Genomic DNA, 25,035 nt, shown 5'->3' with positions numbered 1-25,035 from the left:
ATTACTTGCTCTGGTTAGATTTCAGACAGTTTTGGCAGAAGGCTTGAAGGGTCGCAGGCGAGTTCGCCTGCGATGCGGTAGAGCTTCTCGACGGTGATGTTGACCTCGCCACGCTCGATGCGACCTACATAGCTGCGATCGAGATTGCACGCCAGCGCCAATGCGTCTTGGGAAATCCGGCAGGCCTTCCTCTGCATTCGGATGCGTTCCCCTAACGCTTTCGCCAACTTATCCATGACCGTCTCAACTCAGCTTGAGGCGGCACTATCGTGCGTTTGCGGACGCAGAGGCCACGGATTATAATCCGCATTTTTGCGCTAATTCTTCTGGTGCCTCAATGAAATCGGCCTCGTTTATCTTCGACAGGCGTCTGTATGAGCTGCTTCAGGAGCCAGGGCGTACAACGTTTACGACCCGTGAACTTCGCGATGCTTATGCCGCTCGCTTGAGTGGCACACATTTCCGTATCGCCGATGTGCGCCGCTATGTGTATGAGCAGATCCGCCGATTAGTGCGCGCAGGCTGGGTTGTGCTGGATAAGGATCGTCGTGTTCGAGGACAGGTCTACCACCTGCAGCCGATTCCAGTACATCTCCAACTGGAACTGATCGACAACGGTTTTGAGAACAGCCTTATGGCTGCCGGAGTGCCCGAACCAGACACGGCAGTACTCGACGTGGAAGCTTTGCCGCTTAAGTCGTCAGCCAATACGGACTTGCAGTTGGAGGCGCTCCACAAGGAAATCCGCTTGGACTTTCTTTCTTCAATGGGCGAAGCGGAGCGATTCAAGCTGCTTCTGGACGAGATGCCGCATTTACGGGACAAGGTTGAAGGTGATTACCTGGAAGCAAGGGATCGCAGTTCTCGCCTCTTGGGGCATCTGCGCGCCATCGAAAAGACCCTCAAAACGCTCGCTGCAACACGATGAGCAGCTCGCTACGGAGCTGGCAGAACAGTTGCATCACAAGGGCGTTAGAGCACTTCACCGTCACGCTGCACTTCTTCTGCCAGGCAACGCCGGGAGCCGGAAAGACACGCATGGCTGCAGAACTGGCCAGCCGACTGCTTGAGCAGGGCAGAATCGATTTGGTGCTGTGCTTTGCGCCGTCCTGCCAGGTCGTGGAGGGTTTTCGTTCGACCTTTGCGGCTGTGCTAGGCAGGCGTCTCGACGGCCAGATAGGTGCCGTGGGCGCGGCTTATACCTATCAGGCCATGGAATACCGTGATGAGGGATTCTGGAAGCTGCTTGATGATTACCGGGTGCTTGTGGTCTTCGATGAGATCCACCATTGCGCCGGCCACGATCCGCTGCTCAGCAATGCCTGGGGGCAGCAGATACTGTATCGGATACAGGATCGGGCTGCCTTCACTTTGGCCCTGTCTGGCACGCCCTGGCGTTCGGACGACAAGGCCATCGCATTGGCTCGCTACTCTTCGCCCGACGGGCATTTGATCTGTGATTACCGTTATGGCTTGAAAGATGCCATTTCCGACGGCGTGTGCCGATCACCTCGCATTGTGTTGCTCGACAATCAGAAGGTAAAACTTACGGAAGAGCTTGGTGCGGATAGCTCCGTGAGGCTGTTTCCTAGCATCGCCAAGCTTTTAGGGGAGTCACCTGTCACCTATGAGGAACTTCTACGTCATGACGAGGTGATCAATCCAATCCTTGATCTTGGTTGCAGCAAGCTGAACGAGCTACGCCAGATCAAACCTGATGCCGCTGGTTTGGTGGTGGCCACCGACATCGAACACGCCCAGCAAGTTGCACTGGCTCTAGAAGCAATGGGTGAAGAGTGCCGCATCGTGACCAACAAAACCCCGGATGCGCAGCAGGTGATCAATGCATTCCGGAGCAGCGCCTGCCGCTGGATTGTGGCCGTCGGAATGATCAGCGAAGGCACCGACATTCCCCGCCTGCAAGTGTGCTGCTATCTCAGCCGTATCCGCACCGAACTGCATTACCGGCAAGTGCTGGGGCGAGTGCTGCGGCGCACAGGTAAGTCCGACGACCAGGCATGGCTATTTATGCTGGCGGAGCCGACGCTTCAGGGCTTTGCGGAGCGAATTGCGGATGACCTGCCGGATGACTTGGCTGTTTTGAAGGATGTGCAGATACTTGGTTTAACTCCAGGCTCTAGACCTGAACCAATGGGTACTTTGGGGCATGTCGAAGATATCGACGGTGCTGGGTTAGGTAACGCGGAGCCGGGCATTGGGTCGCAGGCTACGAACATCATTTCGCTGGGTGGCTTTGCAATTGAGCCCGCTTACCAAGTCAGCTTTTCCCAGCATTATCGGCAGCAGCTACTGGCTTGTTTTTGATGCTCAGCCAGTCGAGGCTGATCCAATGATGTTGGTGTTCATGAATCCATAACCGGCCGGCGTCGTGTGGAACGTAATCGTGAGGTGTGCATGGAGATTAAGTCGCAGGCATTGGTCGATGTCGTTGAGGGTGTGATCTGCGACGTGTGCCGCTCTGGCACGCGTATTCCCGGCTATGGTCCCCAATACGGCAAGCTTGAAGCCCAATGGGGATATGGCTCCCAGCATGATGGGGAGCACTACCGGGTGCATCTCTGTGAGCCCTGCTTTTTCAGGGTGCTGAGTGGGTTGCGTCGGGAGCGCATGGTCAATGGTATGTTCGGTGATGATCAGCCATTGGCTTCCGAAGATTTTGGTCTGGTCAGCAAAGACAACTACTGGGGAAAGAGCTGATTGTAGGATTGAAAATCCATCAGCCGCACCACGTCGAATCGCGGGCAAATGAGGGGTAAGCGCGCGACTTGCCCGTTCTGGTCTCGTAGGTTGGAATAACTGAATAAGGAGGTAGCCACTTTGACCCTTCCACATGAAAGAACCCGGGGTGTTGTCAAGACCGAAGCTTTTCTCCGCGACCTCTCTCGTAACACCGAACTACCTGATGACATTCGCAGCTATGCGAAAAGCCTGCTCAGGCACTACCCGTCCGCTGACCAAGTTTTCTCGCTGGGGCGCCTCGAAGAATGCCTGGTAAACGGCCCTCAAGATGATGAATATCGGCGAAGGGTAATTGCGTTCCATCAGCCGCTTTTCAGTTCGTCGCTAGACTTCACGCTATAGGCGGGAACGCCACGATGCTCAGCACTGATAAAGCCCAGTCGGTATCTGTCCAGGTTGCGCAACGGGTCAAGCGCCTACCTAAAGGGCAGCCGTTCAGCATCAGCCGTTTCACAGGGTTTGGAACGAAAAACGCCGTATCCAAAGCAATAGCTCGACTGGTCAACCGCGGCGAGCTCGAACGGGTGTATCGCGGGATTTATATGCGCCCGAAACCCGGACGTTACATTGCCAGGGCTCGCCCCAATCCGTGGACATTGCTTAGCCTGATTACCAGGCAGAAGCGTTTGTCTCTGCAGATCCATGGGGCCAATGCAGTCAGGAAATTTGGCCTCAGTACCCAGATGCCGCTCATTCCGATCTATTACACCAGTGGGGCCAGCCGATCAGTATTTATAGGGAAAGCTGAGATCCGGCTGGTACATGCGGCACCAATGGTCATGCAGCATGCCGGGACCGAGGTAGGGGTGGCTATCAGTGCACTGTTTTATCTCGGTAAAGGCGGCTCAACTCCGGAATGCATTACAGCGATCAAGAAAAGGCTCAGACCGGAAGACCTAGCCACATTGATGACCTGCAAACTACCGAAATGGATGAGCACGGTGTTGAAGGTTGAAGGTGTGAAATAGCGGAATCGCTGCCTTACGATCAGTTGCCCGCGCATGGGGGCATTGTCGTCAACGATCCCGGCGATCTCCCTACCGACCAGTCCCCTTGGAGGGTCAAGTGGCACGAGCCCGGTGCACGGCGAACGCCTGGGCACCGGGCTATCGCCATCACACGTAATGCTTGTTCCCTTTGCGCTCAAGCGGACGGCCTTTAAATACGTGCGGGCCGTCCATCGTCAACTCGACCTTGTCCCCTTTGCGGGTTAGCCAAGGCGTGGCTTCCGATCCAGTTTTGGAGGTAACGCCACTGGGGCTGATGCGAATTTCGTCGCCATCGATCTCGATCGTCCCCAAGACGTAGGTGTAAACCAGGCTACTGAAAAATCCTCCTTTGCATTCGAAGGCACACTCTACGACCTCGTCCCCGTACCCCGAGCGGCGCTCTCGACGAGCACGACGTGACGATGTGTTGAGCACGCATATCCAGCGGGTCTGGGACGAAAACTTCCACGTCTACGGTGCGCGCAAGGTCTGGCGCCAACTCAGGCGTGAAGGCGTGGTAGCGGCGCGCTGTACGGTGGAGCGACTGATGCGTCGGCTGGGGCTCAAAGGCGTCGTACGCGGCAAACCGGTCAAGACCACCGTCAGCGACAAGGCGACTCCGTGCCCGCTGGACAAGGTCAATCGCCAGTTCCGCGCCGAGCGGCCAAACGCGCTCTGGGTATCGGACTTCACCTACGTCAGTACCTGGCAGGGCTTCGTCTATGTGGCCTTCGTCATCGACGTGTTCGCCCGACGGATCGTTGGCTGGCGGGTCTCCAGTTCGGCCCGTACCGACTTCGTTCTCGATGCGCTGGAGCAGGCCTTGTATGCCCGCCGCCCGGTCGATCAAGGTGGCCTCATCCATCACAGCGACCGCGGCGTGCAGTATGTTTCTATTGGTTGATGCGTCGACGGGGTAAACGAAAGAGTTACTAACCACAGGAGCTATAGCTCTGAATGTTCAGGTGAGCCCCTCCGCCATATGACGAAGGGGCTTATCTGTCTTAAATCACGCGTTTAACGCTCAGGTAATCGCCCTTGGTCTTCAGCGTGATGGTCACGTCGCGGTTGCTGCGGTTGCGCCAGAACCAGCCGTGTGTACCGTCGAAGATGGCGGTGAATTCACCCTTGTCGCCCTTGATCTGCTTACCCTTGCTATAGCTGTGGTAGTAGCCCTTTGGGCCGTTGTAGGGTTCGCCATGGGTGTCGTGGTTGACCGGAACACCATTGGTCGTCCACTCGTAGCTGACCGTGGCCTTGTCCAGCATCTCCAGTTTGATTTCACTGGCCTCGCCCGGCTTCAGCGTGACGGTCACTTCATCTGACTTCAGGGCTGGCTCAGGCTCAGCTACGGGTTCGGCCACAGGTGCTGCTGCAACAGGCTCTTGCACTACCGGCTGAACAGGCGCGGGAGCTTGAGCGACTGGAGCCGCAGCTGGCTGAACCGCTGCATCCGCTGCCGCTTCTTCGGCCAGGGTTATCTTCATTTCGCCCATCTGGGTCAGGCCGAGTACGCGACCAACGCCCGTTGGGTCGATGGCGTACTCCGAAGGCATCACCACGGTGACCAGTAAGGCTGCGGCAACACCCACGGCGATCACAGTGGAGCGCAGCAGTTGGTGGCTGGTAGGCAATTCGCTTTGGGTCGGAAGCTGGGTATTGAACATGCTGAGAATTCCTTACTGAGAGACGATCAGGCCGGTGAGCTGGTAACCCATCAAGAGGAAACCGGCGCTCATCATGGCGACGTTGGCGGTGTAGGCATGACGCCAGAAGCTGGCGGTGCGCCGCCAGTAGCCCATGACAATCAGGATGGCGCTCAAGGCCAGGAGCTGGCCGATTTCGACGCCGACGTTGAAGGCAATCAGGTTGGCGATCAGGCCATCTGCCGAGATCTCGTATTCCTGAATCTTGGTGGCCAGACCAAAGCCGTGCAGTAAGCCAAAAATCAGCGTAGCTGCCTTGGTATTGGGCTGATAACCGAACCAGCGCTGGAATGCCCCGAGATTATCGAGCGCCTTGTACACCACCGAGAAGCCGATGATGGCGTCGATCACGTAAGAGCTGATGCTGATTTCAGTCAGCACACCCAGCAGCAGGGTGACCGAATGACCCACGGCGAACAGGGTGACGTAGAGCCCCACGTCCTTCAGGCGGTAGAGAAAGAAGATCACCCCGAAGAGGAACAGCAGGTGGTCGTACCCGGTCATCATGTGCTTAGCGCCCATGTAGATGAACGGCAGTAACATCACCCCGGAGCTTTCCTGGATAAAGCCCTTGTCGCCCTCGGCAACAGCGTGGGCCAGTGCGTCAGGCATGCCGAGAAACAGCAATGCCGTGAACAACAGCAACAGTAGTAGCGAACGATTCGGACGCACAGCAGCTGCGTTCATTGCGCCCATAGATAGCGAATGCATAGTTGAGTCCTAAATTGCAGTGGTCTTGGGCCGCACAGCGGCCTGTGTCAGATCACGAATGTGGCGCGCGGTGGCCGCTCGATCAGGAAGATCGGGCTTGGAGGAATGGAGTAATGAGGGGCTGGTATCGGCTGCGCACGTTCTGGCAGCGTGCTGATGCTCAGCCGTGCGGTCAGGTGTGGTGTTTCATGCAGATGGTCGGCGGTCAGCGGCGAGTGGCAGTGATCCCCGTACGCCGCACAGGCCAGCGTCTCGTCACCATGCGCATGCGAATGAGCACCGTCATTGCCACCCAAGGCAGGCTGGCTCGACCCCATAAACAGCGCAGAGGTATGCCCGGCCCAGGCCATCAAGATGGCGAGAGCAAGCGCAAAAATCACCTTGGTGCTGATGGGATTGCTGAGCATGTTGTGGTTCTTTCGATGCCTAAGCGGGTGGCTTTTCTGGAGGGTTGGTCGGTTTGACCATATCCCCCCCTGGGGGATAGCATGCGAGCGTAATTCATCGACGCACGAGACTCAAGGCATGAGCGATCACGAACACGGCCACCAGCACCAAAGTCATGGCGACATCATCAAAAGGTTGAAAAGAGCGGAGGGCCACCTGCGCAGCATCGTCACCATGATCGAAGAAAGCCGGGCCTGCGTCGACATCGCCCAGCAGCTGCATGCCGTGGAAAAAGCCGTCTGCCAGGCCAAGCGTGTGCTTATCCAAGACCATATCGACCACTGCCTGGAACATACGGTCGAAGCACTTGCGATAGGCGAGCGCGCATCACTCGAAGACTTCAAGCAAATCACCAAGTACCTCTAGGCCCCTCCCATGTCGAGTTTCGCCGAACTGCTGCAACAGGGGGCCTCGCAGGCCTGGCTGTACTTCCCTAGTGCCATATTACTGGGTGCCTTGCATGGCCTTGAGCCTGGGCATTCGAAAACCATGATGGCGGCGTTTATCGTGGCCATTCGTGGCACGGTGAAGCAGGCCATTCTGCTAGGCCTTGCCGCAACGCTTTCGCACACCGCTGTAGTCTGGCTGGTGGCCATGGGCGGCATGTACCTAGGGCAGAATTTGGATGCCGAAACTACCGAGCCGTATTTCCAGCTCGCGTCCGCCGCCATCATTATCACTATCGCCCTGTGGATGCTCTGGCGCACCTGGCGTGGCGAGCAGATGTGGCGCTTCGAGGAAGGTGATGAGCATCAACACGAGCACCACCACGATGAAACGCAGCGCATCGACACCGGACATGGGCGTATCGAGCTGTCGATCTTCGAGGAAAGTACTCCACCGCGCTGGCGGCTGAAGACCTTGAGTGGCCATGTCTGGCCGGCTGCCGAAGTGAGCCTGCTGACGACTCGCCCCGATGGACTGGCCCAGCAGTTTTGCTTCGTTGACCGCGGTGATTACCTAGAGTCAGTCGACGTGATTCCCGAGCCCCACGAATTCACCGCGCGCCTGAGTCTGGGCCATGCCGGACATTCCCACGACTATGACCTGGAGTTCCGCGAGCACGACCACGGTCATGAGCACTCCGAGCTGGAAGAGCTGGAGCTGTCGCTGGACGGCTATCAGGATGCCCACGAGCGGGCGCATGCCAACGACATCCGCAAGCGCTTCAGCAACCGCAATGTCACCACCGGCCAGATCGTCCTGTTCGGCCTAACAGGCGGGCTGATTCCCTGCCCGGCCGCGATCACCGTGCTGTTGCTCTGCCTACAAGTGAAAGAAGTCGCCCTGGGTGCCGTCCTGGTGCTGTGTTTCAGCATTGGTCTGGCCATCACCCTGGTCACCGTTGGTGCCGCCGCCGCTATTGGCGCTCGGCAAGCCTCCAATCGCTGGCCCTGGCTCGGTGCTGTCGCGCGTCGCGCCCCTTACCTGTCCAGCCTGCTGATCATTGGGGTGGGGATTTACGTTGGCTTCCACGGCTGGATCGGCCTGAACGCCTAGCCGATGTGGGAGTTATCCGGTTATTTCGGCCTGTTCTTCGCCGCCTTCGGTGCCGCCACGCTGCTGCCCATGCAGTCGGAGGCGGTGCTGGTCGGGTTGCTGCTGACCGACCGCTACGCGGCCTGGGCACTGCTGGCAGTGGCCACCACGGGCAATGTGCTGGGTTCGGCACTGAACTGGCTGCTGGGCCGTTCCATCGAGCATTACCGGCACAAGCGCTGGTTTCCCGTCAGCGAAGGCAAACTGAAAAAGGCCCAGCAGGCTTATCACCGCTTCGGTCGCTGGTCACTGCTGCTTAGCTGGGTGCCGATCATTGGTGATCCGCTTACCGTGGTAGCCGGTGTTATGCGCGAACCATTCTGGAGCTTTCTGTTGATCGTGCTGCTGGCTAAGACCACTCGCTATCTGGCACTAGCTGCCATGACGCGTGGGTGGTTTGGGTGAGCCTGCAGAAGCGCGACACCAACCTAGATCTGATCAAGTGGCTGGCGATGCTGACCATGCTGCTGGATCACCTGCGCTACATCTGGCCTGACAACGGATGGTTGTTCATCGTTGGGCGCTTAGCCTTTCCAATGTTCTGCCTGGGGATCGCCGCCAATGTCGCGCGCTCGCAAACAGGTGAGCTGTATTCCGATAACAACGTTCGCTACATGGGCTGGATGACTGCGTTTGCAGTGATCTCGGAGTTGCCCTATCGCCTGCTTTCTAACGACAGCAGCACGCTCAACGTTATGCCTTCGCTGCTGTTGGGCCTGCTTATCACCTGGGGAGCACATCACCGTGGTCGCGACGGTTTGATCCTGGCTTTGGCCGGCGTGACTGTCGCGGTGTTGATGCAAGAGAGCCTGATGTACGGCGTTTTCGGCGCACTGCTGCCGGCAGCGTTGCTGCTGGCGTACTGGCTGCCCTGATCGGAATGAAACAGCACCTGCTGCGGTTTGCCTCGTTGCTCGTAGGCCATATCCAGCGCTTTGATCACCAGCTCTGCATCTGGCTTGGTAGAAAGTGCCCAGCCGATCACTCGCCTTGTATGCAGATCCAGCACCGCCGCCAGGTAATGCCAACGACCTTGCGCCCAGATGTAAGTGATGTCGCCGCACCAGACCTGGTTAGGTCGTTCGGTGGTGAACGCGCGGTTCAGGCGGTTCGGGATGTCTGGGCGTGCAACCGTAGCCTGCTTGTACGCGTGCGAGCCTGGTTGTTTGCTGACCAGGCCCAACTCACGCATTAACCGACGCACGCGAAAGCGGCCAATGCTTACGCCATCCTCACGCAGCATGCCCAGAATGCTTCGGCTACCAGCCGATCCTCGACTCTGGTTGAACAGCTGATTGACCTGACTGCGCAGGGCAACCCGGCGTGCATCAACACGGCAGCGCCGTAGACGATGGGCGTAGTAGCAAGACCGCACCACATCGAAGGCTGAACAGACCACTTCCACCGACTCCCGCTCACTCAACTGGTCTATCAGCGCGTACGATTGAACTCGTCCGACATCAAGAGAGCGGTAGCCTTTTTTAGGATCGCTTTCTCCCGTTCCAGTCGGTCGATCCTGGCTTCCAGCTCTTGGATTTTCTGCTGTTCGGGAGTCAACGCTTTGCTCTTCGGGGTAACGCCCTGGCGCTCCTCTTGGAGCTGTTTCACCCAGCGACGAAGCGCCGATTCAACCAGCCCCAGCGAGCGGGCTGCTTCGATATGGCTGTAGCCCTGATCGAGCACCAGGCCAGCGGCCTCTCGTTTGAACTCGGGCGTAAAGGAACGACGTTGCTTGGTCATCAGACACCTCTCTATGGCGAGCATTCTCGCCCTAAATGGGTGTCCGGGATCAGTAGACCACTACAAAGAGCTTCGTTGGCGCATGGAAATCCCAGCGATAAGGGCTATCGCGTCCGCTTAAAAATACGCGGACACCATCGGCCTTAATGCGGGAGTTCGGAAGGTGACTTGGCTGAACGCTTACCTTTGCTCCTGGTCTCTTCTATGAATAGTAACGGCTTGAAGTAGAGAAGCCTGAGTCGACGTCCGTATCGTACAGGGTTGCGCTTGCTAGGTAGCGCATTCTCCCCGATCAAACACCCCTCCTTCGGGCTCCTTGTATGCAGTATCTAAGTGACACATGCATACAGCAACTGATCGGCTTTTTAGGCAGCGCCGGGCGCTCTAGAATCTGGTTTATAGTCGATTATAAAGTGATTATAGAGCGATTATAGAATTCGCTTTTGGTGCCTGATTGGGCCTGCTCGAAGCAGGCAGCCCCTGCATCTCGCCTAAGCAACAGTATGTTTGACCAGGCCCCCAATTCCTACTTGGGGCTCGACTGAACGGCTAGCGAGGCCGGTCTCGTGCTAGCGCGCCTAGCGGGTGGTGCGAACCCTACGAGCTTGAGAAATCCGGTTAAACGGAGCTACCAGTTGAGCCCGATTGATACCCTGCATGACACTCTATTTGATCCAAATCAACACTATTGCCAAAAGGAGCGTTCATGCCTCGGGGCAATCTGCTATCGTCGGCCTATTGCCCCGCCTGGTGAATTGCTGTGCGTCGGATTGGATTGATCCTGCTAATGATTGCTAGCCTCGTGCTGCCGACCTTCGGCGGTGTGGCTTTCAGCATGCCGGCACAACCTTGCCCGATGCAGAGCGCCGATCATCAGGGCCATGCAATGGTCGATGCTCCGTGCTGCGAGCAAATGGACACGTCTGATGGGGTGGCCAATAAGTCCCCCTGCAAATCCGGCCAGGAATGCAAGACCGGAGGACTTCTCCAGACCACCGTGATCAAGAGCATATCCCCTCTCCCCTCACGCCCCGAAATATTGCTGACCCAGTCGGTGATTAAGCGAGAGCCCGCAGGACTCTGGCGCCCTCCTCGTTTCGTCTAATGCCGTGATCATCCCGCGCCTTACAGTCAGGCGCATCGTCGCGACCACGTTTCGTAGCTGCGACCTCGATCAATCGCATTGGAGGCGAAAGCATGTCCGCTTTCCTTTTTCCACGCCGTGGCTATCTCGGCGTGTTGGCTGCCGCATTCTGGGCAGCTCCCTGGCTTGCCGCGCAGGCACAGCCCCTAACCTTTGAACGAGCCCAAGCTCTGGCCGAACAGAGTGCCCCTGAGAACCTCGCGCGCCAGGCGCAGGTGGCATCGGCACAGCAGGCTGTAGGGCCCGCAGACGCCTTGCCCGATCCCAAGCTGATTCTAGGCATCGACAACCTGCCGATCGAAGGCCCTGACCGTTACACACTTAATCGTGACTCCATGACCATGCGCCGCATTGGACTCATGCAGGAGGTACCAAACGGCGACAAGCGTCTGGCCCGTCGCCAACTGGCCGAAGCCTCCATGACGCGGGCCGAGGCCGAGCAGCGTGCCATGCAGTTGGAAATCAAGCGCCAGACGGCAGTGAGCTGGCTGGACGTGTACTACGCCGAACGCAGTGTTGGCCTCTTCGATCAACTGGACCGTCAGATCGAGATGCTCCGCTCGACCGTGCAATCGCTAATTGCCGGCGGTAGTGCTCAGCCTGGCGAGCTGTTGCAGGCCGACCAGGAAGCTTTGGCGTTACAAGATCGGCGAGATGAACTGAATCGCGATGTGGCAGTAGCTCGTGCCAAGCTGCGCCGCTGGATAGGCAACGAGGCTGACCAGCCTTTGCAAGGAGGTGTTCCCAATCTGAACCTGGTGGCACCGCACCTGCAGCAACGCATTGCCTCACACCCTGAGTTGCGCGCTGCCTCCGCCCGAGTCGGCGAGGCTAGCGCCGAGCTGAACGAGGCCATCGCCGAGAAGACCCCCGACTGGGGTGTTGAGTTTGCCTACAACAATCGCGACAACCAGTTCGGCGATATGGTGATGGTGCAATTTACCTTCGACCTGCCGTTGTTCGTAGGCACACGTCAGGGGCCCAAGATCAACGCCAGACAACAAAGCGTGTCGCAGATGGAAGCCGAGCAGGAAGCATTACTGCGCGCCCATCAGGCTGAGCTGGAAGGCGGTATTGCCGAGCTTGAGCAACTGCGCAGGACCTTGTCACGCACCGAAAAAACCTTGATCCCGCTTGCAAGCAAACGTGCCGATCTCGAACTGGCCGCCTACCAAGCCGGTAACAGCCAGCTCACATCCGTTATTACTGCCCAGCGCGACCTGATTGATGCGCAACTGCGGCAGATTGAACAACAGCGCAAGTTGAGCCAGCTCTCCGCAAGCCTGTACTACGCCTATGTGGAGGGCCTGAAATGAAGATATCGACATTTGGTTTTGCGGTCGCCGTGCTGACCGTGGGCATTGGCGCGGCGGGCGGTGGCTACTGGCTGGCCCAGCGGCAAGCCAAACACGAGCTACTGCCTAGCTCCGCACCGACGGACGAGCGCAAGGTGCTCTATTGGTACGACCCGATGCAGCCTGAGCAGCGCTTCGATAAACCGGGCAAGTCACCTTTCATGGATATGGAGCTTGTCCCTAAATACGCAGGATCCGAGCAAGATCCGTCTGTCCTGAGCGTCCCCGCTCAAGCCGTGCAGAACCTCGGAATGCGGACCTCGACGGTGATCCGCGGTGTACTGCCCTCGGATATCGAGGTGGTCGGCTCCCTGGCCTATAACCAGCGAGAGGTAGCGAACCTCCAGGCCCGCGCTGGCGGATTCGTCGAGCGGGTTTACGGGCGTGCCCCTGGCGATGTACTGCCAGCTGGAACACCCTTGGTCGACCTGCTGATTCCCGAGTGGTCCGCCGCGCAGTTGGAGTTCCTCGCGGTACTGCGTACCGGTGACGCCCGCTTGATCACTGCGGCCCAAGAGCGCCTCCGCCTGCTCGGCATGCCACAAGCGTTGATAGAGCAGGTTCGCCGCAGCGGCAAACCGCGGGCAGTGCAAACCCTCACCACACCTATCAGCGGCGAGCTCCAAGCCTTGCAGGTACGCGCCGGGATGACCGTTGAAGCCGGGCAGGATCTGGCGTTGATCAACGGGCTGTCCAGTGTCTGGCTCGATGCGGCGATACCCGAGGCCATGGCCGGAAGTATCCAGGTCGGGGACGAGATCCGCGCCAACCTGACGGCCTTTCCTGATCGACCGCTGCTGGGCCGCGTCATAGCCTTGCTGCCGAGTGCCGATCCGCAAACGCGCACGCTCACGGTACGCAGCGAGCTACCCAACCCTGCCGGTAAGTTGCGCCCCGGCATGTTCGCCGCCGTACGCCTGAACAGTGCCGTCGAACAATCCACGCTTCTTGTGCCGAGTGAAGCCGTGATTCGCACCGGGAAGCGTGCATTGGTGATGCTGGCCGAAGGCGACGGACGCTACCGTCCCCAGGAAATCACCTTGGGCCGCGAGGCCGATGGGCGTCTGGAGGTGTTTTCCGGTCTTGAGGAAGGTCAGGCGGTCGTTACCTCCGGCCAGTTCCTCATCGATTCGGAAGCCAGCCTGCAGGGCATCCTGGCCGGCAATGCAGAACAGGACAGCACGGAGGGGCTGCATGTGTCTCACGGCGTTATTCGCGCACTGGACGGGAAACAAGTCACCCTGGAGCATGGCCCCTTCGAGAGCCTGAATATGCCAGGTATGACCATGGCTTTTCCTCTGGTCAGCTCCGAAGTAGCTGTGGGACTTAAGCCAGGAGATCACGTACGCATCGCCGCACGTCAGACAAACTCCGGCCTGCTGATCGAGCAGCTCCGCAAGGAAGGAGACCAGCCATGATCGCGCGCCTGATCCATTGGTCGATCGGCAACCGCTTCCTGGTACTGCTGGCCACCCTGTTCATCACCGCCCTGGGCCTCTGGTCGCTGCGCAACACGCCGTTGGATGCACTGCCGGACCTATCTGACACCCAGGTCATCATCAGAACCAGCTTTCCCGGACAGGCACCGCAGATCGTCGAGAACCAGGTGACCTACCCACTGGCCACAACCATGCTCTCGGTACCGGGGGCGAAGACGGTGCGCGGCTACTCGTTCTTCGGCGACTCCTTCGTCTACGTGCTGTTCGAGGACGACACCGACCTCTACTGGGCGCGCTCGCGGGTGCTGGAGTACCTCAACCAGGCGCAGGAACGCCTGCCCGAGGGTGTTACCACCACCCTTGGGCCGGATGCCACCGGCGTGGGCTGGATCTACCAGTACGCCTTGGTCGACCGCAGCGGCCAGCATGATCTTGCCCAGCTGCGGGCACTGCAGGACTGGTTCCTCAAGTACGAACTCAAGAGCCTGCCCAACGTAGCCGAAGTGGCCACCCTCGGCGGCATGGTCAAGCAATACCAAGTGCTGCTCGATCCGCAGAAGCTGGTGGCTTATGGGGTAACTCAGCAGGAGGTCGAAGCGGCGCTGAAGAGCGCCAATCAGGAAACCGGCGGCGCCATCTTGGAGCTGGCGGAGCGCGAGTACATGGTGCGGGCCTCGGGCTATTTGGAGAGCCTGGATGATTTTCGCAATGTGCCGCTGCGGGCTTCGGCAAGCGGAATTCCGGTGCTGCTAGGCCAGGTGGCCACCATTCAACTGGGGCCAGAGATGCGTCGCGGTATCGCCGAATTGGACGGCCAGGGTGAAGTGGTCGGTGGCGTGGTCATCCTGCGCTCCGGCAAGAATGCCCGGGACACCATCGCTGCCGTGAAGACCAAGCTGGACAGCCTGAAAGCCAGCCTGCCCGCCGGCGTCGAGGTGGTCACTACCTATGACCGTTCGCAACTGATCGACCGCGCCATCGATAACCTCAGCTACAAGCTGCTGGAGGAGTTCGTAGTGGTGGCCTTGGTCTGCCTGATATTCCTCTGGCACCTGCGCTCGTCGCTGGTCGCGATCATCACCCTGCCCCTGGGCATCCTGATGGCATTCATCGTCATGCGCTACCAAGGCGTCAATGCCAACATCATGTCGCTGGGCGGGATCGCCATCGCCATCGGCGCCATGGTCGATGCCGCTGTGGTGATGATCGAGAACGCGCACAAGCACATCGAGGCCTGGAAGGCGCGACACCCAAATGAGCCGCTTCAGGGTGAGGCGCACTGGCGAGTGATCGGCGAAGCCGCGGCCGAAGTCGGACCGGCACTCTTCTTCAGCCTGCTGATCATCACCCTATCGTTCCTCCCGGTATTTACCCTGGAGGCCCAGGAAGGGCGCCTGTTCGGCCCTCTGGCCTTCACCAAGACCTATGCCATGGCCGCCGCCGCCGGCCTCTCGGTCACCCTGGTACCGGTGCTGATGGGCTACTGGATTCGTGGGCATATCCCCAGCGAACAGCAAAACCCCTTGAACCGCTGGCTGATCGGCGCATACCGGCCGGTGCTGGAGTGGGTGCTGGCCTGGCCCAAGGTGACCTTGGCGCTGGCCGTGCTGGTCTTTGTGTCCAGTCTGTGGCCCCTCAGCAGACTCGGAGGAGAGTTCCTGCCGCCCATGGACGAAGGCGATCTGTTGTACATGCCTTCGGCCCTGCCCGGCTTGCCGGCCAGCAAGGCCACCCAGCTGCTGCAGCAAACCAACCGGATGATCCTCACGGTGCCCGAAGTGGCACGGGTATTCGGCAAGGCCGGGCGAGCAGAGACCGCCACCGATCCAGCACCGCTGGAAATGTTCGAGACCACGGTGCAGTTCAAACCACGCGATCAATGGCGCGCGGGGATGACACCCGAAAAGCTGATCGAGGAACTGGATCGCGCGGTAAAAGTTCCGGGGCTGTCCAATATCTGGGTGCCGCCCATCCGCAACCGCATCGACATGCTGGCGACGGGGATCAAGAGCCCCATTGGGGTGAAAGTGTCCGGAACCTCCTTGGTCGACATCGAGCGCATAACGCGCGATATCGAGGCCGTGGCCAAAGAGGTGCCTGGGGTGAGTTCGGCCTTGGCAGAACGCCTTACTGGCGGCCGTTACGTGGACATCCAGATCGATCGACTGGCCGCGGCGCGCTATGGCCTGAGCATCGCCGATGTGCAGGCGGTGGTATCGGGCGCCATCGGCGGCAGCAATATTGGTGAGACGGTTGAAGGACTGGCCCGCTTCCCGATCAACCTGCGCTATCCCAAGGAGTGGCGGGACAGTCCCCAGGCGCTAAGGCGTATGCCGATCCTCACCCCTGCCGGCCAGCAGATCACCTTGGGCACCGTCGCCCAGGTTAGCCTGACCGAAGGGCCACCGATGCTGCGCAGCGAGAACGGGCGCCTGTCCGGCTGGGTCTATGTCGATGTCCGTGGGCGCGACCTGGCATCGACCGTGCATGAGCTGCAGCAACGCGTAGCTGAGCGGGTAAAACTCGACGCTGGCATGACCGTTTCTTACTCCGGTCAGTTCGAGTACCTGGAGCGCGCCAATGCGCGGTTGTCCTGGGTGGTGCCGGCGACCTTGTTGATTATCTTCGTGCTGCTCTACCTGACCTTCAGCCGCTTCAGCGAGGCCCTTCTGATCATGGCCACCCTGCCCTTCGCCCTGTCGGGGGGCATCTGGCTGCTCTATTGGTTCGGCTTCAACCTGTCGGTGGCCACTGGGGTCGGTTTCATTGCCCTGGCCGGCGTCTCGGCCGAGTTCGGGGTGATCATGCTGTTGTATCTGAAGAACGCCTGGAATGCTCGGCTGGACTCCGGACGCAGCGGTGATCCGGCCCTGCTTGAGGCCATTCGTGAGGGCGCGGTGCTGCGCGTGAGGCCTAAGGTGATGACGGTGGCCGTGATCATCGCCGGCCTGCTGCCGATCCTCTGGGGCGGCGGTGCCGGTTCCGAAGTGATGAAGCGCATCGCCGCGCCCATGGTCGGCGGCATGATTACCGCGCCGCTGATGTCCATGTTGGTTTTGCCGGCCGCGTACTGGCTGATGCGAAGGCAGCGTACACAGAAGGTTCGCGCACCGCAGGAGCTATAGCTTTACAAACCCGGGCAAGTCACGCGCCAAGCTGACTCGCCCGGGTAACGCGGCAGGAAGCATTACGGCGATGTAACTTTGACTTCATTTTTATGACAGGTTGAGCGGATATATTTTAATCACCACCTTGAAGGAGTGATTAAATATGAAAAGCCTCAAAGTTATTGCAGCCCTTGCCGTTATGGTTGTTTCCTCTGCCGCTCTGGCAGAAGGCGGCGCTGATCGTGTTTATGGTCGGATGATTCAGGCCAATGAGCAGGCCATGCAAGAGTATGCTGCCGCTAACGGAAAGAATCCGCCTGAAGTTATTCATTACCGCTACGGCATGAAGCTCGATATCGCCAGGGTCGTGGCCATTACCTCAACGGACTCTAGCTGCAATGTGATGCCAGCCCAGATGACCTACGAGGACTCCAACGGCGATCTGAATATTCTTGAATACCGTGCAGTCGGAACAGGTTGCCGGAACCAAAACTAATAAATGACATCGCGCTGACTGAAAAGTAATTTTCAAGTCACCCTGACGTTATTTGGCATGTGGAAATATGGCCAAGGCGCGCCTGGTTATGCCCGGCGCGCTTGGCACATATATGAGACCACACAATGACAACTGCCAATAACATCAGGAGCATTTATGAATAACAGAACCCTGTTAGGACTTTCTCTACTCGCTCTGAGCATCAGTACCGGGCAAGCTGCAATGGCCGCCGGCGAGAAAGGCGAGGGATTTATCGAAGGCAGCAGCCTGACCATTCTCAATCGAAATCTCTACTTCAACCGCGATTTCCGTAAAGGCCAGTCCAGCAGCTCGGGTAATGGCTATTCGGAAGAGTGGGCGCATGGCGTGATAGGCAGATTCGAGTCTGGTTTCACCGAGGGCACCATAGGCTTTGGTGTCGATGCCTTTGCCATGCTAGGGCTCAAGCTTGACACCGGCGACGGCCGTTCTGGAGCAGGCGGCTCAGTCGACGTGATGCCTTACAACAGCCTCGGGCAGGCTGAGGACAACTACTCCAAACTGGGGGGCGCGGTGAAAACTCGGTTCATGGATACCGAGATCAAGGTAGGCGACGTCTTTCCCGTCAGCCCGGTCGTCCAATACGGTGATGCACGGCTTTTACCGGAGAGTTTCCGAGGTGTCACCGTGGTCAACAGCAGCGTGGAAGGACTGTCGCTTCAGGGCGGTCGCCTCCACTCGATGAGCCAACCCAATACCAGCAGCATGCGCGACGGCTTCGCTACCTTCTACGCGGGCGAAGTGGACTCGCCATGGATCGCCTATTTCGGTGGTGATTACACGCTTAATGACAACGTCGGCTTTAGTCTCTACACCAGCCGCCTCAAGGATGCCTGGAATCAATATTACGCGGGCACCACGCTGAGCTACCCGCTTGCGGACGATGTCGCCTTGATCGGCGGGCTGAACTACTACAAGGCGGTCGATGAAGGGAAGCAGCTCCTCGGGAGCTTCGATAACAACATCTGGAGCGGCAAGGTCGGCATCCAATTCGGCGCTCACACAGTGCTGGTGGGTCTCCAGCGCAACAATGGCGATGATGACTTCGACTACTTGCGCCAATCGGACTCCATCTACCTCGACAACTCCATCCAGTACAGCGACTTCAACTCGCCGAAGGAGAAGTCATGGCAAGTGCGCTATGACCTGGATATGGAGCCTTTCGGTGTGCCTGGATTGAGCTTCATGACTCGATATGCCCAGGGCTGGGATGCCGACTACAGCAACGCCAACGAAGTCTATATGCGCCGTGATGACAACGGCGATCCGTTGACCAACCAGAAGCGCTGGGAGCGGGACATCGAGGCCAAGTACGTTGTGCAGTCTGGGTCGTTGAAGGACATGTCCTTCCGCATTCGACAAGCCACGACTCGCGCCACTGACTTCGAGTCGGATTTGGATGAGTTCCGCTTCATCGTCGAGTACCCACTGGAAGTGCTTTAACGCCAGTGCGCGAGCGGTGTGAATGCCGCTCGCATTTTGACTCTGCTGTCCCCTCTAGTGCTCCTTTGGTTTGGAGACAGCCCTTGGCGCCCGTCGGGCGCCTTTTTTACTTAGGGGAAGTGTGAAGAAGATCGGCCACTCGTTCCCAAGCGGCCGCGGTGGAATGGGCTGCTACTCGGCGGGATATTCTGCAACGACCTGATCGGCACCCGTCTTGGTCAAGCCAATGACCTGGTAGGCATGCTGTACGCCATCAACCTCCATTCCCGGAGAGCCCGCCGGCATCCCGGGAACCGCGATACCAACCAGATCATTGCGCTTGCTGAGTTCGAGGACCTGAGCAGCCGGTACATGACCTTCGACGAACTTGCCGTCAATCACCGCCGTGTGGCAAGACGCCAACCGTGGCGCGACGCCCAGTCGTTGCTTCACTGCTGTCATGTTGCTTTCGACATGGTCGACGACTTTGAAGCCATTCGCTTCGAGGTGCGAGATCCACTTCTTGCAACACCCACAATTGGCATCACGATGGACATCGATCGTCAGGGCATCAGCTGCTTGAACCGCAGATGTGGCGGATAGAGCGGCCAGCAGGGCCAGATATTTAGCTTTCATGAACGTGCTCTTTGCCATCGGAGTGGGTGTGGGTCTTGGGTGAGGCATTCGGAGCCTGCTCGGAGTGATGATCGCCTCCGTTTGAGGACGCCTCATCCCCAGCGTGGTGGTCATCGCCATTCATATTCGAGTGGTGATCAGCTTCACCTTCGTTACCCGTAGCTGCGGCATCGTGATGACCAGGCTCTCCGGCATCACTTGAGCCATGATGATCTTCGCCACCGCCGCTATTACCATGATGCCCAGGCTTGTTGTCGCCATGCTGCCCTTCATGGTTGTGCATCTGCGTTTCCCCACCACCATGCTGATGGCCGCCACTGGATGCGACGAGTGTTTGGTATTGCTTGGCATCCATCGTCGGCAGCTGGTTGAGGAAGGCGACCATGCCCCAGATGTACTGATCGCCCATGCTCTTGCCCCAAGCAGGCATACCCGTTGCCTTGATACCGTGCTTGATTACCCAGAAAGTCGCAGCGGGATTGCCATCGACACCGATCTTGGCGAGGTTGGGAGGAGCAGGATAAAGCGATTGGCTCAACTCGGTCTCCGCCACACCTGGCGCCAAGTGGCAGCCGATGCACATGGAGTTGTAGTTGCCCGCACCGGCGCGAATAAGAGCTTTATCATCCAGGTTAGGAACCTCGATGTCCCGCGAACGGACCTCGATAGAGCGGTCACGGGCCATTGTGAGAAACGCATACACCGCAGGAAAATGGGGATCGTCGGCCCCCACATTGACCACGCCAAAATAGGCGCCGGCCAGGACAGCTGTGCTACCGACCACGCCGGCCGCCACCAAAGTTTTAATTGTTCTTTTCATGTCAGGTTCTCAAAACCACATCCGGATACCGGCTACAAAACGCGCCTCGTCTACATCACCGCCCTCGTCGCGGACCATGTCTGCCGTGTTGCCATAGGAGCGGCTCCAGGAGACCCCGACATAGGGGGCAAACTGCCTGACAATCTCGTAACGCAGACGCAAGCCGAGCTCAGTATTGGCCAACCCCGATCCGACACCACGCTCAGGATCGTTCTTGCCGTAGAAGTTCATTTCGGCAGTTGGCTGGAGTATCAGTCGGTTGGTCAGCAGAATGTCGTACTCGCCCTCCAGTCGGGCAGCGGTCTGGCCATTCTCACCTACGAAGGCGGTGGCTTCGGCCTCGAAGGCGTAAAGCGCCATGCCCTGAACGCCGAAGGCGGCCCAAGTCTGCGGCGACTCCGGTTTGAAGTCCTGGCGAACGCCCGCGACGACATCCCACCAAGGGCCGATCGAGCGGCCGTACAGCAGCTGTAATTCAGCATCCTCGGTCACGCCGTTGGTACGCTCGCCTTCGGAGCGGAACCAGACCCGGTTGATATCACCGCCTACCCAGCCCGACGCATCCCAGGCCAGGGTGCTGCCCTCATCTGCGTCCTGGTATTCGAGCTGATCGAGCAGGAAAAAACTGTTGATGGCGCTGTCGTGAACCTTGTGGCCAGGTAATGGCGGGAAAGCCGCTTGGCGATCAGCATCCGTCAGAACGGGAATCGGCGTACGGCTGGTGGTTCTCGGGGCTTCAGCGGAGCCATGGTTCATCTTTGAATGATCCATGCCCTCCATCTGTCCTTGCATGGCGCCATGCCCCATCTTGCTGTGATCCATAGCCTGGGCCTTCTCTTGGCTCTGGCCGTGGCCCATCTGGCTATGATCCATGCTGCCCGAAGCACCCTGCATGGCACCATGGTCCATCTTGCTGTGATCCATGCCCTCCATCGGCGCTTTGGCGGAACCGTGGCCCATCTGGCTATGGTCCATCGACATGGCGCCGTGCCCCATTGCCGAATGATCCATTTCTTCCGCAGCCAAGGTAACGCCGCCGCTGAACGCACTCAGCGACACAGCCAGCGCCAAGAGAGATGGACGTGAAAACTTAGTGGTCATGGTTCGAACCTGCTTCGGCTTCGGTGCCGCCATGCTTATCCATCATGTTTTCGTGATTCATGCTGTCATGCTTCATGTCTCCGTGATCCATGGCGCCATGATCCATCTGCTGGCCAGCCGCCTTATCCTTCGACTGATCTGCATGCTTGCCACTGGCGGTCTTGGGCGCAGCCGACTCGGCAGCATGTTGTTCGTGCTCACTGTGCCCCTCACCTGCCAACGAAACCGGTGCGTGCAGGGCAGCCAATAGGCTGAACATGACTGCGCTGCCAGCCAGGGCATTTCGCTTCATAAAAGTGCTCATCAGAAATCTCCTTTACTCATCCACACGAACTTCACGGAACATGCCCATTTCCATGTGGAGCAACAGGTGGCAGTGATAGGCCCAACGACCCAACGCATCGGCAGTCACTCGATAGCTGCGCTTGGAACCTGGCGGCATGTCGATGGTGTGTTTACGCACCAGGAAATTGCCGTTCGCATCCTCCAGATCACTCCACATGCCATGAAGATGGATCGGGTGAGTCATCATGGTGTCGTTGACCAGCGTGATGCGAACACGCTCGCCGTACTTGAGGCGCAGAGGCTCGGCGTCAGAGAACTTGATTCCATCGAAGGACCAGGAGAATTTCTCCATATGCCCGGTGAGGTGCAGCTCGATGGTGCGACTTGGCTCACGCCCGTCCGGATCAGGGAAGGTGCTGCGCAGGTCAGAGTACGTGAGGACGCGTCGGCCGTTGTCTCGCAAACCAATACCTGGGTCGTCCAACTTATGCGTTGGTGTCATGGTTTGCATATCGACCAGCGGGTTGTTGGTCTCTGAGGCTGGGTGTGCCTGCATGGCACCTGCCATGCCTGCCATGCCCGAATGATCCATTCCCGCCATCTGGCTGTGATCCATGCCGGCCATGCCACCCTGCATGCTCCCATGATCCATGCCCGACATACTGCCGTGATCCATCCCGGCCATGCTCCCATGATCCATGCCGCCCATGCTGCCGTGGTCCATGCCCATGTCACCCATGGCAATCAGTGGGCGCGGGTCAGGGCTTGGTACCGGTGCACTCAACCCTTCCTGTACCGCAAGGGTGCCGCGCGCATAGCCAGTGCGGTCCATGGATTGGGCAAACACGGTATAGGCCTGTTCGCTGTCTGGTTCGATGATCACGTCGTAGGTCTCGGCCACGGCGATACGGAACTCGTCGACGCTGACCGGTTTGACGTGCAGACCATCGGCCGCAACCACAGTCATCTTCAGGCCTGGGATGCGCACATCGAAATAGGTCATCGCCGAGGCGTTGATGAAGCGCAGGCGGATCTTTTCGCCCGGTTTGAATATGCCGGTCCAGTTGCCATCAGGTGCCTGGCCATTCATCAGGTAGGTGTAGGTGTAGCCACTGACGTCAGCGAGATCCGTCGGGCTCATCTTCATCTCGGCCCACATCTTGCGATCGGCTACCGCAGCGGACCACCCCATCTCGCTCACGTCATTGATGAAATCACCAACGGTGCGCTTGTGGTAGTTGTAGTAGTCCGACTGCTTTTTGAGCTTGGCCAGTACCCGCGCTGGATTTTCATCGGTCCAGTCGCTCAGCAGCACGACATAATCACGGTCGTAACTGAAGGGCTCGGGTTCCTTGGCGTCGATGACCAGCGCGCCGTATACGCCGACTTGCTCCTGGAGCCCCGAGTGGCTGTGATACCAGTAGGTGCCGTTCTGGTTGACCTTGAACTTGTACTCATACATGCCGTCGGGGGCGATGCCATGGAAGCTCAGGCCCGGAACGCCATCCATGTTCGCCGGCAGGATAATGCCGTGCCAGTGAATGGACGTGTCCTCCTTGAGGCGGTTGCGTACGCGCAACGTCACGGTCTCGCCCTCCCGCCAGCGCAGGATTGGGCCTGGCAGCGAGCCATTGATCGTCATGGCGGTACGCGCTGCGCCGGTGATGTTTACCGGAGTCTCTCCGATAAACAGGTCGAAATCGTTACCGCTCAGCACGTTCGGCTGACCTGGGCTGGTTACCGCCCAGACCGGCGTGCGCCACATGCCCATGCCGCCGAGAATACCGGCGGCGGCGAGGCCTTTGACGAAAGTACGTCTTGTGGTTTTGCTTTGCATGCCGTTATGTCCAATCCGTCAGATGAGCCGGTGATGTGCATCCGGTCTCGGGTTCATTGACTGCTCCAGTATTGGGAGATTTGATCTTCAAGCCTTGCGTGCTGCGCAAGTCCCCCCGACACCAAGCAGTATAAAACTGCCATATCTCAACCATCCGGGTGATTACATTTCTGTAAGGTTGAAGGGGCTCAGCAGTTGGCGTGTTCCGCCTGTTTGGCTTGGCTGCCGGCGACGGGAGCTCCATCCTTCTGCTGCTTGGCCAGCTGATACGCTTCCAGCGAGACCTGACGGGCCTGCTCCATGCGTGCAAACGTGCGATCGGCACCGCCTTCGGCCATCGTCAGAGTGGAAGCACTCAGGGCAGCAACTACAAACAGGGTTTTGATCGATTTCATTTCGTGAATCCTCGTAAGTTTAGAAGCCCCCGTAACTAGTGGGGGCGAGCCTTAAGCTCGCTGTTACGTTAACCACGAAGCCCTGTCAGCAACCTGATCTGAACATTACAGTTCTGTCAGGTTGCTATTTCTTTCTTGTAGGCCCTCCTGAAGGCTCGGTACTGTCTTCTTGCCCGAGAAGCCTTGCGGATTCCATGGGCCTGCTCGGCAGCAATGCCTGAGCTAACTCGCTCATTCGCACCGACGGATCGCGACCATCAAACAATCAAGAGAAATAGCCACTATGTCGAACAAATCCAACGTAGCTACCGGTGCCGCCCTGGCTCTGGTAGCCGCCAGCCTGTTCTCCACCCTGCCCGTCCAGGCGGCCCAGGACACCAAAGCAGCAGAAGTGAAATGCTTCGGGGTCAATGGTTGCAAAGGGCAGAACGACTGCATGACCGCGAAAAACGACTGCAAAGGCCAAGGCGAATGCAAAGGCCAGGGGTTCAAGTTGATGACCCAGGCCAAATGTGACGAAGCCGGTGGCAAAACCAGCGAATAAGGCGGTTCAGGGGAGTGCATGCCACTCCCCTGCTGGAGTCTCGAATGAGTAAGCGCAAAACTCTGGGTTTCGGTCTTGGCCTTCGTAACGAGTATTACCGGCAGATCCTGGAGGAACGGCCTGCGGTCGACTGGTTCGAGATCATTTCCGAGAATTACCTGGTGGAGGGCGGCAAGGCTCTCTACTTCCTTGATGCGATCGGCGAGCACTACCCCCTGGTGATGCACGGAGTATCTCTTTCGATTGGCGGCTCACATGCCTTGGACATAGACTACCTACGACAGCTCAAGCAGCTGGCGGATCGGGTGCAGCCTCAGTGGGTGTCTGATCACCTGTGCTGGAGTCGAGGCAACGCCCATCAACTTCACGATCTGCTACCGCTGCCGTTTACCCAGGAGAGCCTGCTGCATGTCGCGGCCCGGGTGCGCTTGGTGCAGGATGTTTTGGAACGTCCCATCGTGCTGGAGAACGTTTCCTCCTACGTGCAGTGGACAACATCCAGCATGAGCGAGTCTCAGTTCCT

General features: G+C 58.6%; 25 protein-coding genes and 3 pseudogenes. 17 read left to right on the top strand and 11 right to left on the bottom strand.

The window, feature by feature from the left end; genetic code table 11:
- Positions 1 to 14 precede the first annotated feature (14 nt).
- Complete coding sequence (locus ACN8M7_RS12930) at positions 15 to 236, bottom strand: helix-turn-helix domain-containing protein (RefSeq protein ID WP_064495867.1); 222 nt, start codon at positions 234 to 236, stop codon at positions 15 to 17.
- Positions 237 to 337: 101 nt separating this feature from the next.
- On the opposite strand from ACN8M7_RS12930, the gene ACN8M7_RS12925 reads away from it, so the two are divergent.
- The 6 genes and pseudogenes from ACN8M7_RS12925 to ACN8M7_RS12900 form a co-directional block, all read left to right on the top strand.
- Complete coding sequence (locus tag ACN8M7_RS12925) at positions 338 to 928, top strand: hypothetical protein (RefSeq protein ID WP_064495866.1); 591 nt, start codon at positions 338 to 340, stop codon at positions 926 to 928.
- Complete coding sequence (locus tag ACN8M7_RS12920; protein ID WP_064495865.1) at positions 925 to 2,325, top strand: DEAD/DEAH box helicase; 1,401 nt, start codon at positions 925 to 927, stop codon at positions 2,323 to 2,325. The genes ACN8M7_RS12925 and ACN8M7_RS12920 overlap by 4 nt, the downstream gene beginning before the upstream one ends.
- A 90-nt stretch (positions 2,326 to 2,415) precedes the next feature.
- A complete protein-coding gene (locus tag ACN8M7_RS12915) occupies positions 2,416 to 2,718 on the top strand; it encodes a hypothetical protein (RefSeq protein WP_064495864.1) in 303 nt (100 codons plus the stop codon).
- A 120-nt stretch (positions 2,719 to 2,838) separates the two neighbouring features.
- Positions 2,839 to 3,102, top strand: a complete 264-nt coding sequence (locus ACN8M7_RS12910; RefSeq protein WP_366997130.1) for a BPSL0761 family protein — start codon at positions 2,839 to 2,841, stop codon at positions 3,100 to 3,102.
- A gap of 14 nt (positions 3,103 to 3,116) precedes the next feature.
- Complete coding sequence (locus ACN8M7_RS12905; RefSeq protein ID WP_087920915.1) at positions 3,117 to 3,728, top strand: DUF6088 family protein; 612 nt, start codon at positions 3,117 to 3,119, stop codon at positions 3,726 to 3,728.
- Positions 3,729 to 4,137: 409 nt separating this feature from the next.
- Positions 4,138 to 4,647: pseudogene (locus ACN8M7_RS12900) on the top strand (IS3 family transposase); the annotation flags it as partial.
- 106 nt (positions 4,648 to 4,753) lie between these two features.
- Here the strand turns inward: ACN8M7_RS12900 and ACN8M7_RS12895 are convergent.
- Genes ACN8M7_RS12895 through ACN8M7_RS12885 form a run of 3 tightly spaced genes read right to left on the bottom strand, consistent with a single transcriptional unit; the run spans position 4,754 to position 6,573 of the window.
- Positions 4,754 to 5,416, bottom strand: coding sequence for a hypothetical protein (locus ACN8M7_RS12895; protein ID WP_017675694.1), 663 nt, complete (start codon positions 5,414 to 5,416; stop codon positions 4,754 to 4,756).
- Between the two features lie 12 nt (positions 5,417 to 5,428).
- Positions 5,429 to 6,166: a HupE/UreJ family protein gene (locus tag ACN8M7_RS12890; RefSeq protein ID WP_366997131.1), complete on the bottom strand. Its 738-nt coding sequence runs from the start codon at positions 6,164 to 6,166 to the stop codon at positions 5,429 to 5,431.
- A gap of 47 nt (positions 6,167 to 6,213) precedes the next feature.
- The gene (locus ACN8M7_RS12885) at positions 6,214 to 6,573 is read right to left on the bottom strand and encodes a hypothetical protein (protein ID WP_017675696.1); all 360 of its coding nucleotides are present in this window, start codon (positions 6,571 to 6,573) and stop codon (positions 6,214 to 6,216) included.
- Positions 6,574 to 6,691: 118 nt separating this feature from the next.
- Between ACN8M7_RS12885 and mreA the strand changes: the two genes are divergently transcribed.
- The 4 genes and pseudogenes from mreA to ACN8M7_RS12865 form a co-directional block, all read left to right on the top strand.
- Complete coding sequence (gene mreA, locus ACN8M7_RS12880; protein WP_017675697.1) at positions 6,692 to 6,979, top strand: metal-sensing transcriptional repressor MreA; 288 nt, start codon at positions 6,692 to 6,694, stop codon at positions 6,977 to 6,979.
- Positions 6,980 to 6,988: 9 nt separating this feature from the next.
- Positions 6,989 to 8,113 (top strand): nickel/cobalt efflux transporter, encoded by a 1,125-nt coding sequence (locus ACN8M7_RS12875; protein ID WP_017675698.1) that lies wholly within the window; start codon positions 6,989 to 6,991, stop codon positions 8,111 to 8,113.
- Positions 8,114 to 8,116: 3 nt separating this feature from the next.
- On the top strand, positions 8,117 to 8,557 hold the full coding sequence (locus tag ACN8M7_RS12870) for a YqaA family protein (protein WP_366997132.1): 441 nt from the start codon (positions 8,117 to 8,119) through the stop codon (positions 8,555 to 8,557).
- 47 nt (positions 8,558 to 8,604) lie between these two features.
- Positions 8,605 to 9,024: pseudogene (locus ACN8M7_RS12865) on the top strand (TraX family protein); the annotation flags it as partial.
- On the opposite strand, the pseudogene ACN8M7_RS12860 reads toward ACN8M7_RS12865, so the two are convergent.
- Positions 9,006 to 9,892, bottom strand: a pseudogene (locus tag ACN8M7_RS12860) (IS3 family transposase); the annotation flags it as partial. The pseudogenes ACN8M7_RS12865 and ACN8M7_RS12860 sit on opposite strands and share 19 nt — an antisense overlap.
- A 1,197-nt stretch (positions 9,893 to 11,089) precedes the next feature.
- Between ACN8M7_RS12860 and ACN8M7_RS12855 the strand changes: the two are divergent.
- From ACN8M7_RS12855 to ACN8M7_RS12835, 5 genes are all read left to right on the top strand, one after another.
- Positions 11,090 to 12,352, top strand: coding sequence for a TolC family protein (locus ACN8M7_RS12855; protein WP_366997133.1), 1,263 nt, complete (start codon positions 11,090 to 11,092; stop codon positions 12,350 to 12,352).
- Positions 12,349 to 13,809, top strand: a complete 1,461-nt coding sequence (locus ACN8M7_RS12850) for an efflux RND transporter periplasmic adaptor subunit (RefSeq protein ID WP_003452298.1) — start codon at positions 12,349 to 12,351, stop codon at positions 13,807 to 13,809. The genes ACN8M7_RS12855 and ACN8M7_RS12850 overlap by 4 nt, the downstream gene beginning before the upstream one ends.
- Positions 13,806 to 16,955 (top strand): efflux RND transporter permease subunit, encoded by a 3,150-nt coding sequence (locus tag ACN8M7_RS12845; protein WP_366997134.1) that lies wholly within the window; start codon positions 13,806 to 13,808, stop codon positions 16,953 to 16,955. The genes ACN8M7_RS12850 and ACN8M7_RS12845 overlap by 4 nt, the downstream gene beginning before the upstream one ends.
- Before the next feature lie 145 nt (positions 16,956 to 17,100).
- Positions 17,101 to 17,433, top strand: coding sequence for a DUF2790 domain-containing protein (locus ACN8M7_RS12840; RefSeq protein ID WP_037051470.1), 333 nt, complete (start codon positions 17,101 to 17,103; stop codon positions 17,431 to 17,433).
- A 156-nt stretch (positions 17,434 to 17,589) separates the two neighbouring features.
- A complete protein-coding gene (locus ACN8M7_RS12835) occupies positions 17,590 to 18,915 on the top strand; it encodes an OprD family porin (RefSeq protein ID WP_366997135.1) in 1,326 nt (441 codons plus the stop codon).
- A gap of 171 nt (positions 18,916 to 19,086) precedes the next feature.
- Here the strand turns inward: ACN8M7_RS12835 and ACN8M7_RS12830 are convergent, their stop codons facing one another.
- The 6 genes from ACN8M7_RS12830 to ACN8M7_RS12805 all read right to left on the bottom strand — a co-directional run bounded on the left by ACN8M7_RS12830 (position 19,087) and on the right by ACN8M7_RS12805 (position 23,968).
- Complete coding sequence (locus ACN8M7_RS12830) at positions 19,087 to 19,530, bottom strand: DUF411 domain-containing protein (protein ID WP_013715614.1); 444 nt, start codon at positions 19,528 to 19,530, stop codon at positions 19,087 to 19,089.
- On the bottom strand, positions 19,520 to 20,350 hold the full coding sequence (locus tag ACN8M7_RS12825) for a c-type cytochrome (RefSeq protein WP_013715613.1): 831 nt from the start codon (positions 20,348 to 20,350) through the stop codon (positions 19,520 to 19,522). Before ACN8M7_RS12825 ends, ACN8M7_RS12830 begins: the two co-directional genes overlap by 11 nt.
- Positions 20,351 to 20,359: 9 nt before the next feature.
- Positions 20,360 to 21,451 (bottom strand): copper resistance protein B, encoded by a 1,092-nt coding sequence (locus ACN8M7_RS12820; protein WP_366997136.1) that lies wholly within the window; start codon positions 21,449 to 21,451, stop codon positions 20,360 to 20,362.
- On the bottom strand, positions 21,441 to 21,755 hold the full coding sequence (locus tag ACN8M7_RS12815; protein ID WP_074918656.1) for a hypothetical protein: 315 nt from the start codon (positions 21,753 to 21,755) through the stop codon (positions 21,441 to 21,443). The genes ACN8M7_RS12820 and ACN8M7_RS12815 overlap by 11 nt, the downstream gene beginning before the upstream one ends.
- 12 nt (positions 21,756 to 21,767) lie before the next feature.
- Positions 21,768 to 23,573, bottom strand: coding sequence for a copper resistance system multicopper oxidase (locus ACN8M7_RS12810; RefSeq protein ID WP_366997137.1), 1,806 nt, complete (start codon positions 23,571 to 23,573; stop codon positions 21,768 to 21,770).
- Positions 23,574 to 23,761: 188 nt separating this feature from the next.
- On the bottom strand, positions 23,762 to 23,968 hold the full coding sequence (locus tag ACN8M7_RS12805; RefSeq protein WP_366997138.1) for a co-regulatory protein PtrA N-terminal domain-containing protein: 207 nt from the start codon (positions 23,966 to 23,968) through the stop codon (positions 23,762 to 23,764).
- Between the two features lie 283 nt (positions 23,969 to 24,251).
- Between ACN8M7_RS12805 and bufA2 the strand changes: the two genes are divergently transcribed.
- Together bufA2 and ACN8M7_RS12795 are read left to right on the top strand one after the other, a co-directional pair.
- Positions 24,252 to 24,512, top strand: a complete 261-nt coding sequence (gene bufA2, locus ACN8M7_RS12800; protein ID WP_003246752.1) for a BufA2 family periplasmic bufferin-type metallophore — start codon at positions 24,252 to 24,254, stop codon at positions 24,510 to 24,512.
- A 44-nt stretch (positions 24,513 to 24,556) separates the two neighbouring features.
- On the top strand, positions 24,557 to 25,035 hold a 479-nt coding region (locus tag ACN8M7_RS12795), incomplete at its 3' end, for a multinuclear nonheme iron-dependent oxidase (RefSeq protein ID WP_490261024.1).

Source organism: Pseudomonas spartinae (assembly GCF_965197125.1).
GTDB lineage: Bacteria > Pseudomonadota > Gammaproteobacteria > Pseudomonadales > Pseudomonadaceae > Aquipseudomonas > Aquipseudomonas composti_A.
The sequence above is the reverse complement of the archived record's forward strand: the minus strand, read 5'-3'. Positions and strand labels throughout refer to the sequence as shown.

What these genes read in the sequence shown, in the direction of transcription:
- ACN8M7_RS12930 (WP_064495867.1), bottom strand. Translation starts at nt 236, where the DNA reads ATGGATAAGTTGGCGAAAGCGTTAGGGGAACGCATCCGAATGCAGAGG.
- ACN8M7_RS12925 (WP_064495866.1), top strand. Translation starts at nt 338, where the DNA reads ATGAAATCGGCCTCGTTTATCTTCGACAGGCGTCTGTATGAGCTGCTT.
- ACN8M7_RS12920 (WP_064495865.1), top strand. Translation starts at nt 925, where the DNA reads ATGAGCAGCTCGCTACGGAGCTGGCAGAACAGTTGCATCACAAGGGCG.
- ACN8M7_RS12915 (WP_064495864.1), top strand. Translation starts at nt 2,416, where the DNA reads ATGGAGATTAAGTCGCAGGCATTGGTCGATGTCGTTGAGGGTGTGATC.
- ACN8M7_RS12905 (WP_087920915.1), top strand. Translation starts at nt 3,117, where the DNA reads ATGCTCAGCACTGATAAAGCCCAGTCGGTATCTGTCCAGGTTGCGCAA.
- ACN8M7_RS12895 (WP_017675694.1), bottom strand. Translation starts at nt 5,416, where the DNA reads ATGTTCAATACCCAGCTTCCGACCCAAAGCGAATTGCCTACCAGCCAC.
- ACN8M7_RS12890 (WP_366997131.1), bottom strand. Translation starts at nt 6,166, where the DNA reads ATGCATTCGCTATCTATGGGCGCAATGAACGCAGCTGCTGTGCGTCCG.
- ACN8M7_RS12885 (WP_017675696.1), bottom strand. Translation starts at nt 6,573, where the DNA reads ATGCTCAGCAATCCCATCAGCACCAAGGTGATTTTTGCGCTTGCTCTC.
- mreA (WP_017675697.1), top strand. Translation starts at nt 6,692, where the DNA reads ATGAGCGATCACGAACACGGCCACCAGCACCAAAGTCATGGCGACATC.
- ACN8M7_RS12875 (WP_017675698.1), top strand. Translation starts at nt 6,989, where the DNA reads ATGTCGAGTTTCGCCGAACTGCTGCAACAGGGGGCCTCGCAGGCCTGG.
- ACN8M7_RS12870 (WP_366997132.1), top strand. Translation starts at nt 8,117, where the DNA reads ATGTGGGAGTTATCCGGTTATTTCGGCCTGTTCTTCGCCGCCTTCGGT.
- ACN8M7_RS12855 (WP_366997133.1), top strand. Translation starts at nt 11,090, where the DNA reads ATGTCCGCTTTCCTTTTTCCACGCCGTGGCTATCTCGGCGTGTTGGCT.
- ACN8M7_RS12850 (WP_003452298.1), top strand. Translation starts at nt 12,349, where the DNA reads ATGAAGATATCGACATTTGGTTTTGCGGTCGCCGTGCTGACCGTGGGC.
- ACN8M7_RS12845 (WP_366997134.1), top strand. Translation starts at nt 13,806, where the DNA reads ATGATCGCGCGCCTGATCCATTGGTCGATCGGCAACCGCTTCCTGGTA.
- ACN8M7_RS12840 (WP_037051470.1), top strand. Translation starts at nt 17,101, where the DNA reads ATGAAAAGCCTCAAAGTTATTGCAGCCCTTGCCGTTATGGTTGTTTCC.
- ACN8M7_RS12835 (WP_366997135.1), top strand. Translation starts at nt 17,590, where the DNA reads ATGAATAACAGAACCCTGTTAGGACTTTCTCTACTCGCTCTGAGCATC.
- ACN8M7_RS12830 (WP_013715614.1), bottom strand. Translation starts at nt 19,530, where the DNA reads ATGAAAGCTAAATATCTGGCCCTGCTGGCCGCTCTATCCGCCACATCT.
- ACN8M7_RS12825 (WP_013715613.1), bottom strand. Translation starts at nt 20,350, where the DNA reads ATGAAAAGAACAATTAAAACTTTGGTGGCGGCCGGCGTGGTCGGTAGC.
- ACN8M7_RS12820 (WP_366997136.1), bottom strand. Translation starts at nt 21,451, where the DNA reads ATGACCACTAAGTTTTCACGTCCATCTCTCTTGGCGCTGGCTGTGTCG.
- ACN8M7_RS12815 (WP_074918656.1), bottom strand. Translation starts at nt 21,755, where the DNA reads ATGAGCACTTTTATGAAGCGAAATGCCCTGGCTGGCAGCGCAGTCATG.
- ACN8M7_RS12810 (WP_366997137.1), bottom strand. Translation starts at nt 23,573, where the DNA reads ATGCAAAGCAAAACCACAAGACGTACTTTCGTCAAAGGCCTCGCCGCC.
- ACN8M7_RS12805 (WP_366997138.1), bottom strand. Translation starts at nt 23,968, where the DNA reads ATGAAATCGATCAAAACCCTGTTTGTAGTTGCTGCCCTGAGTGCTTCC.
- bufA2 (WP_003246752.1), top strand. Translation starts at nt 24,252, where the DNA reads ATGTCGAACAAATCCAACGTAGCTACCGGTGCCGCCCTGGCTCTGGTA.